Annotated in this window: 5 protein-coding genes, 1 tRNA gene and 1 pseudogene; 3 read left to right on the plus strand and 4 right to left on the minus strand. The window is 68.2% G+C overall.

All coding sequences use genetic code 11. The annotated features are described in order from the left end of the window. Both FHG89_RS25045 and FHG89_RS25050 read left to right on the plus strand, forming a co-directional pair. A pseudogene (locus FHG89_RS25045) lies at positions 1-216 on the plus strand (divisome protein SepX/GlpR); the annotation flags it as partial. A gap of 425 nt (positions 217-641) precedes the next feature. Beyond that, positions 642-715, plus strand: a tRNA-Ala gene (locus FHG89_RS25050). Between the two features lie 164 nt (positions 716-879). Here the strand turns inward: FHG89_RS25050 and FHG89_RS25055 are convergent. Genes FHG89_RS25055 through FHG89_RS25070 form a run of 4 tightly spaced genes read right to left on the minus strand, consistent with a single transcriptional unit; the run spans position 880 to position 4,248 of the window. Further along, positions 880-2,094: a tyrosine-type recombinase/integrase gene (locus FHG89_RS25055; RefSeq protein WP_139586867.1), complete on the minus strand. Its 1,215-nt coding sequence runs from the start codon at positions 2,092-2,094 to the stop codon at positions 880-882. Positions 2,095-2,097: 3 nt separating this feature from the next. Then, positions 2,098-2,307, minus strand: a complete 210-nt coding sequence (locus FHG89_RS25060; RefSeq protein WP_139586868.1) for a helix-turn-helix transcriptional regulator — start codon at positions 2,305-2,307, stop codon at positions 2,098-2,100. Beyond that, positions 2,307-3,506, minus strand: a complete 1,200-nt coding sequence (locus FHG89_RS25065) for a TRM11 family SAM-dependent methyltransferase (protein ID WP_425280216.1) — start codon at positions 3,504-3,506, stop codon at positions 2,307-2,309. Before FHG89_RS25065 ends, FHG89_RS25060 begins: the two co-directional genes overlap by 1 nt. A 19-nt stretch (positions 3,507-3,525) precedes the next feature. Further along, complete coding sequence (locus tag FHG89_RS25070) at positions 3,526-4,248, minus strand: hypothetical protein (protein WP_139586870.1); 723 nt, start codon at positions 4,246-4,248, stop codon at positions 3,526-3,528. A gap of 1,441 nt (positions 4,249-5,689) precedes the next feature. Between FHG89_RS25070 and FHG89_RS25080 the strand changes: the two genes are divergently transcribed. Then, on the plus strand, positions 5,690-7,884 hold a 2,195-nt coding region (locus FHG89_RS25080; RefSeq protein ID WP_208761101.1), incomplete at its 3' end, for a tetratricopeptide repeat protein.

Raw genomic sequence — 7,884 nt, forward strand, 5'->3', positions numbered from 1 at the left:
CGGCAGGCCGAGGTGCGCCGCGAGCAGGCCCGCCGCGCCGCCGCCCGCCGGGAGGCGCAGCGCCGCCTCGCCGCCCAACGCGAGGGGGTACGCCGCGCCGCGATGGGCCTCGACCGACCCGGGGACCTGCCGGCCGCCGTCAACGGCGGGTCGGTGTCCTACCGGCGCTCCGGTGGCCTGCGCGGCCGCCCCTACGAGGCCGGCCGAGGCGCCTAAGAGCCCGGGGCGCCGCCTTGGCCGGCGTCGGCGCTCCGCGCCTTGATCGGGCCGCTTGGCCGGCGCTCCGCGCCTTGATCGGGCCGCTTGGCCGGCGCTCTGCGCGTCGGGCCGCTTGGCCGGCGCGCTCCGCGCCTTGATCCACTCCACATCGGCGATGTGGCGGCATCAGCGCCGGGAGGACACCGCCATTTCGGCGATATGGAGTCGATCAACGCCTGCGTCGCCGTGATCGACTCGGTTTCCTGGAAAGCGGGGTGTCCGAGCATCCCGGATGCCCCGGTTTGCCGGAACGCGAGTGGATCTCCGAGGGATGCCAGCGCCGCGCCCAGGGGCGGATTCGCGGTGAAGGTCGACGACCTGTTAGCCTTGCTCCCGGCCCGCCCGGTGTAAGCCGGGTGGGACCGAAGCCGGTTCGCCGGTGGGGGGCTGTGGCGCAGACTGGTAGCGCACCTCGTTCGCATCGAGGGGGTCAGGGGTTCAAATCCCCTCAGCTCCACACTTGTAAGGCCCTGACCAGCGGGAACGCCGGTCAGGGCCTTAAGTTTGTCTATGTAATTTTGAATCACCCCCCGAGAACCCCTCACAAACGCTTGGACGTGACCACGTTCGTCGGCGGGTTGGCCCCGTCGGCGCTTCGTGCCGTTGGACGTTCCTGCGCGTTCAGGCTGTTCTCGTCGGAGCGCCGGGGGTTTCTGGGGGAGTTGGGGCCGGGCTGCCACCGAGCTGTTCGAGTATGTGGGAGCTGTCCGGGGCGAGCGCAGGTTTGGCGATGTAGTACGTGTTGGTGACGTCCTCGCTGGCATGCCCGAGCTGGGCAGCGGCGCTCTTGGCGTCGGCCTCCTTGTCGATGAGCGTGGCGACTGTCTTGCGGAAGGTGTGCGGGGTGACCCATTCGAGACCGGTGTCTGCGCGTGCTTGCCGCCACTGGCGGCGTACGTTCGGGGGAGACAGCCAGGTGCCGCGCCGGGAGGCGAAGACCGCATCGTGGGCGTTCTCGGCGGCGGTGAGCTTGCGGGCCAGCAGCATCCCGACCGCGAATCGAGGCAGAATTACTGTCCGGTGGCCGGCGTCGCTCTTAGTCCACTCCTGGCGGAAGAAGCCTTTGCCCTTGAGGTAGACGATAGTGCCGCAGATCGTGACGGTTGGAGGATCGGCGCTGAGGTCCGAGTCTTCCCACCGCACGGCCAGGGCTTCACCGATGCGGGCGCCGGTGGCGAGCATGAGGTCGATGATGTCGGCCAGGTCGCCTGTGTGGCGAGGTCCCGGCTTGCCGGGAACGGGCTGCTGCCACTGGCGGATCGCCGAACGGACGCCTTCGAGGTGTTCGGGTTCGAGAGCGCGCACGGTACGGCGTGCCTTGCGAAGGCGACCGGTCTCACGAACAGGGTTGGTGGAAAGCGCGCCACGGCGCACCGCCAAAGCGAACATCAGCCCGAGGGCGACCTTCGCGTTCTTGGCCGCTGCCGGGCGGTCCGTCGCCACCTCACGCAGGAACTTGTCGAGACGGCCGACGCTGGCCTCTCGGATGCGCAGTTTGCCCAGGGCGGGCAGGATCGAGACTCGCAGGCTCGTCTTGTAATTGTTGATGGTCTGCGGCGCGATTCGTTCCTCTGCGATGATCTCCTCGATCCATAGGCCGGCGAGGGTACTGACATAGGTCTCTCTGGTGATCTCGTCGTCGTTGGGGGCGACGCGGTCACGCAGCTTCTCCTTCAGTGCCCGGGTGGCGGCGGGTCCGCTGGTGCCGGTGGCTTCGACGTCACGGGTCTTGCCGTCGTAGTCGCGGAAGCGGGCTCGGGCGCAGAACCGGTTGGGGGCGAGTTTCTCGGTGCGGATGTTGCCCCAGGTGCCGATCGGGAGGGGTGGTCGAGCCATGGCTCATCGCTCCGGGTCGGTGTGGTCGTCGAGCCAGCGTTCGACCTCGCTGCGCCGGTAGCGCAGAGTGTTGCCGACGCGGATGGCGCGTGGTCCCTTGCCTCGGCTGTGCCAGGCGTAGAGGGTGTTCTTCGGCTTGCCCAGCCAGGCGGCGACGTCATCGATGGTCAGCAGGGGGTCGGGCCGCCATTCGGCGGGAGTCGGGGCGGTCATCACTGACCCGCCGTGTAGGGCCGACCGGGCTGCGGGTATCGCCTGCCGGGATTGGTGGTTGCATCGGGCCGTGCGACCCCGGGGATGGGCCGTGAGTTGGGCGGGCACGGATCGGGTGTCCTTTCAACGTCCCGGCCCGGGTGGGACCGGGTGTCGGTGGCGCTGCCGTTGGGATTGCTGTTCGCCGGGCGCGCCGGGTGTGCACGTCGATCCATCCGGGACGGCGTGAAGGCATCAAGCCGATCAGCGTGCGCACGGGCGCTGGCTGATCCGCTCTGGGTGGAGTCGTGCCGGGGTGACCGCGGGGCGCGGAGGACCACTACGTCTTCATGCTGGACGAGCCATTGCGGGTCGCCGGTGGCGATGGCGTCACGGGTGTTCTTCTGCTGGAAGAACGAGGCGCGGGGGATGATCACGCTGTCGCGGACGCCGCAGATGAGGGCGATGCATTCCTCGACCAGTTCGAGGCCGGCGTTGATGCCGGCGGCGACGACCATGCCGGGGATGTCGATGAGTTCGCCGTGGCGGCGGTAGGGCCGGGCGGTGACGACGACGTGCCCGCCGGGCCGCAGCAGCGTGCGGCAGCCGGCAAGGATCGCGGTGAACCCGTCAGCCAGCTCGCCGTGACTGCGGTAGGCGAGGTTGTCCGTGCCGCCGTACCTGTGGTTGATCTTGCGGACCTTGCCGCGCCTCGGGCCGGGGGTACGGACGTGGCCGTGGGTGGACGACCCGTACGGCGGTGAGGTGATTACGAGGGAGGCTTGCCCGTGCAGGCTTGCCGGCAGCAGGGACGGCAGCGCGGTCGAGTCCCCGTGATAGATCTCGCCCCGACCCGACGCCCCGGCCCGGAGGGTGTGGCGAATGTTGTCGGCTGCCTTGGCGACCCATTCGGCTTCGTACTCGACGCCGACACCGTGGCGGCCGAGGTGCATGGCCTCGATGATGGTGGTGCCGATGCCGGCCATGGGGTCGAGGACCACGTCACCAGGGCTGGTGTAGGTGCGGATGGCGTAGCGGGGGATGGTTGGCAGCATCTTGCCGGGGTGCGTCAACGACTCCGGGGTGTACCGGCCGCGCCGCAGGTCCCGCGACGCGGTTTGACCGGTGAGCCAGACCGCACCGAGGTAGCCCTCGGCGAGCAGTCCCGCCAGGTCAGACGCGCTGGGGTACGGCGATTCGGAGTCGTGGAGGTTGCCGATATGGAACGGCGGACGGGACTTAGGCATGGGCGTTCTCCTCACCGGTGGCGGTGGTCCCGAGCACGACCAGATCCCGGAACGTCGGAAGGTGGCGGCCTGCGAGCAGACGGCGGCCGTCGTCGGCCTCGTCGGGGTGTTTCGGGGCGGTGCGTGGCTCGTGCTCGGGCAGCGGGACGAGGACGGCGGGGATGTGCTGGTGGTAGAAGAGCCCGGCGGCGCGGGCGGCGGCGATGACTGTGGCTCGGTGGCTGACCTCGCCCGGCTGGGGCGGCGAGGCGGTGAGTCCGACAAGCAGGAAACCGCCGGGGCGTAGCAGAGGCCGCCAGGTGCTCATTGCTGTGGCGATGCCGTCTCGGGCGAGGCCCTGTGCGCCCTGCGGCAGGGTCGCCAGGATCAGGTCGACACGTGGGCCGGGACGCCGCATGGCGCGCCCCATCCGGTGTTCGGGGGCGGGCGGCACGAGCCGCACGTGCGGGCCGTGGCGACCGGTGACCAGTCGGGCCGGTACCCGGTCCAGGTGGGCGGTTGCGGCGATGGCGGCGGGGTGCGCGTCGAGGTCGAGCACCACGTCACCGGATTGGGTGTAGCGGCGGATGAGGTAGGCGAGGTGGTTTGGGGCCAGTCCGTGCCAGTCCGGCACTTCCGGGCGGGGCGTGCGCGGGACATGGGTTCGGGGAAGGAGCAGCCCGACCGGTGCCGGCTGGGGCCGGTCATCGGGGGCGGTGGAGCTGGGCTTTGGCATGGGCGTGTGGGCCACGTCCACCGACAAGCGCTGACACTAGGGGATTACAAATCCGAGCCGCGGATTGGAAACCGCGCTCGCTGCCGAGCCGGGCGCTGCGCTCGACGCCACCCGGTTGAACAAGATCCTCAACGGGTTGAACACACAGGTCAGAGCCGTCGAGACACCGGCTGTCGACGACATCCGTCGGCATACGGGCCAACGTGCGAACTGGGTACCCCCGAACGTGCACAGGACCATAACGACGCTCAACGATCAATCTCGGAGGTCCGCCATCCTGCCGTCGATCTACCTATCAACTTCAGCGACGCTCGGTTGTTCGAGCCGAGCCAAGATCGTGATAACTGGGGGCGACTGTTTGGCGCCCGCGTCGCAGCGCGCATCGCGACATGGTAGTGCGTCTCCTGCCGATGGAGGGGCAACAGGGGATCTTGTAATGAGGTCATGGAGGGCGGGGATCGGAGCCCGCCCGTCGTGAATAGATCCGTTCTCCGGTGATTCGGCATCGCTCGAGAGGCGCGGTTGTTGTCGGTTGGATGACTGTGTCAAGGTAGCTGGCTCTGGAACAATTTCTATTTTCGATGATCGCTGTGCCGATTGGGGTTATGGTGCCGCACCGGACTCGTGGATGGGTTTGGGTTGGTCGTGGGGTCGCGGTTGTCGTTGTTGGTGGTGTCGCCATGTATCTTTATGTGGCAGGGGTGGACAAAGCGGACAAGATCGCGAGTGGGCTGAGCCTGTTGGTGGCCTTGGCCGCGCTGGGTGCCCCATACCTGCTGCCACCGCCGCGATCATTGGTGGCGGACGGTGCCGGTTCGCAGGTGGTGGCTGATGTGGTGGTAGGTGGCCGTCTGGCCCAGTTCCGCAGGGTCAAGGGCGGGTTCCGCTCGTCGGCCAGATCGGCAGGATCGGTGGTGCCGGCGCCGTCCGGTGCCCGATCTTCGTCGGAGTCGACTCGGGCGGGTGTTGTAGCAGGTGGGCAGGTCGTACGCGGTGCCTGGGTGGGTGGAGACATAGTTCAGGCAGGGGATGTTGAGGGGGATGTGACCCTCAGGTGAGTAGGCGTTCTGTGCGTGGGCAGGCTGGCCAGGACATCATCGACACCAGCGTTGGTCGGGATCTGTACCAGTTCGGCAGTGTTGCTGGTGGGGTAACGGTGCGTCCGGGTGTGGAAGTGGAGTCCCGGTACCTGGAGACGGTACGACGGATTGCGCCGCGACCGCTAATAGGACGGGAGGCGGAACTCGCCGAGTTGGCCGCGTTCTGTATGGGCGAGGATGGGGACTGGTACAGGTGGTGGCGGGCGCCGGCGTGGACGGGTAAGTCGGCGTTGATGTCCTGGTTCGTGCTGCAGCCCCCGCCGGGGGTACGAGTGGTGTCGTTCTTCATCACTGCGCGGTTCGCGGAGCAGAACGATCGTGTGGCGTTCACTGACGTTGTCATGGAACAGCTGTTGGATCTACTCGGGCAGGAGAAGCCGCCGCTGCTGAGCGAGGCGACCCGGGAGGCGCACCTCTTTGGCCTGCTGAACGAGGCGGCCCAGGCATGCCAGCTCCAGGGTGAACGGCTGGTGCTGTTGGTCGACGGGTTGGACGAGGATCGTGGGGTGACTACCGGTGTGGACGCGCACAGTATCGCCAAACTGCTGCCGCCCCTCTCGGTAGCGGGGATGCGCGTCATTGTCTCCGGCCGTCCTAACCCTCCGATCCCCGGTGACGTCCCTCAAGACCATCCGCTCCGTGACGCGCGGATCGTCCGCGTCCTCGGCCGCTCCTCCGCTGCTACAGCTATCAAGAACGAAGCCAAACGGGAACTGGTTCGGCTGCTCAACGGGTCACCGATAGAACGGGATCTGCTGGGGTTGTTAACCGCGGCCGGCGGCGGACTTGGCGTCGAGAACCTTGCCGAACTTGTCGGCGTAGAGCCGTGGGAGGTCTACGAGCAGTTGCACAGCGTGTCTGGACGTACGTTCGCGGCCCGGCAGAGTCGGTTCCAACCCGATACCGGACCGGAGGTGTTCGTCCTCGGGCACGAGGAGCTTCAAATTACCGCGGCGCAGCGTCTGGGGTCGCTCCGGTTAGCCGGCTACCGGGAGCGGTTGCATGCCTGGGCCGAGGGATACCGACAACAAGGATGGCCAGCGGGAACGCCGGAGTATCTACTACGCGGCTACTATCGCATGCTGCAAGCCGACGGTGACCACACACGGATGATCGCCTACGCCACTGACAGCGGCAGGCATGACCGCATGCTCGACATCACCGGCGGCGATGCCGCCGCGCTCAGCGAGATCGTTGCCATACAGGACGTCATCCTCGCCCATGACGAGCCCGACCTCGGCTCGTTGCTGATGCTCAGCATGCATCGCAACGATCTCGCCGACCGTAACAACTCCATTCCCACCGAACTGCCCAGCATCTGGGTACTACTCGGACAACGAGCCCGCGCTGAGGCGCTCGCCCGCAGCATCACCAACCCGACGCAGCAGGCGCAGGCGTTGACCACCCTAGCCAAGGTGGTGGCCGGTGCCGGGGACTTCGACTGGGCCGAGACGATCGCCGGCAGCATCATTGATCCGTACGAGCAGGCATGGGCGTTGACCGTCCTGGCCAAGGTGGTGGCCGGTGCCGGGGACCTCGACCGGGCAGGGACGCTCACCGGCCGGGCCGAGACGGTCGCCGACAGCATCACCGATTCGTACGAGCAGACGCAGGCGTTGACCGCCATAGCCAAGGCGGCGGCCGGTGCCGGGGACTTCGACCGGGCTGAGACGCTCGCCGACCGGGCCGAGACGATTGCTCGCAGCATCACCAACCCGAACCAGCAGGCGTGGGAGTTGACCGCCCTGGCCAAGGTGGTAGCCGGTGCCGGGCACTTCGACCGAGCACGGATGCTCACCGACCGGGCCGAGACGATTGCCGGCAGCATCACCGCTTGGTACGAGCGGGCGCAGGCGTTGACCGCCATAACCAAGGTGGTGGCCGGTGCCGGGGACTTCGACCGGGCCGAGACGATCGCCCGCAGCATCACCCACCCGATCCAGCGGGCAGGGGCGTTGACCGCGCTGGCCAAGGTGGTGGCCGGTGCCGGGGACTTCGACCGGGCCGAGACGATCGCCCGCAGCATCACCAACCCGAACGAGCAGGCGCAGGCGTTGACCGCCATAGCCAAGGCGGCGGCCGGTGCCGGGGATCTCGACCGGGCGCGGACGCTCGCCGACCGGGCCGAGATGATTGCTCGCAGCATCACCAACCCGAACCAGCGGGCGCAGGCGTTGAGCGCGCTGGCCAAGGCGGCGGCCGGTGCCGGGGATCTCGACCGGGCGCGGACGCTCGCCGACCGGGCCGAGACGATTGCTCGCAGCATCATCCACCCGATCCAGCGGGCAGGGGCGTTGACTGCCCTGGCCAAGGTGGTCGCCGGTGCCGGGGACTTCGACCGGGCCGAGACGATCGCCCGCAATATCACCAACCCGAGTGGGCAGGTGCAGGCGTTGAACACGCTGGCCAAGGTGGTGGCCGGTGCCGGGGACTTCGACCGGGCCGAGACGATCGCCCGCAGCATCACCAACCCGAACGAGCAGGCGCAGGCGTTGACCGCCATAGCCAAGGCGGCGGCCGGTGCCGGGGATCTCGA

This window comes from Micromonospora orduensis (assembly GCF_006228125.1).
Lineage (GTDB): Bacteria > Actinomycetota > Actinomycetes > Mycobacteriales > Micromonosporaceae > Micromonospora > Micromonospora orduensis.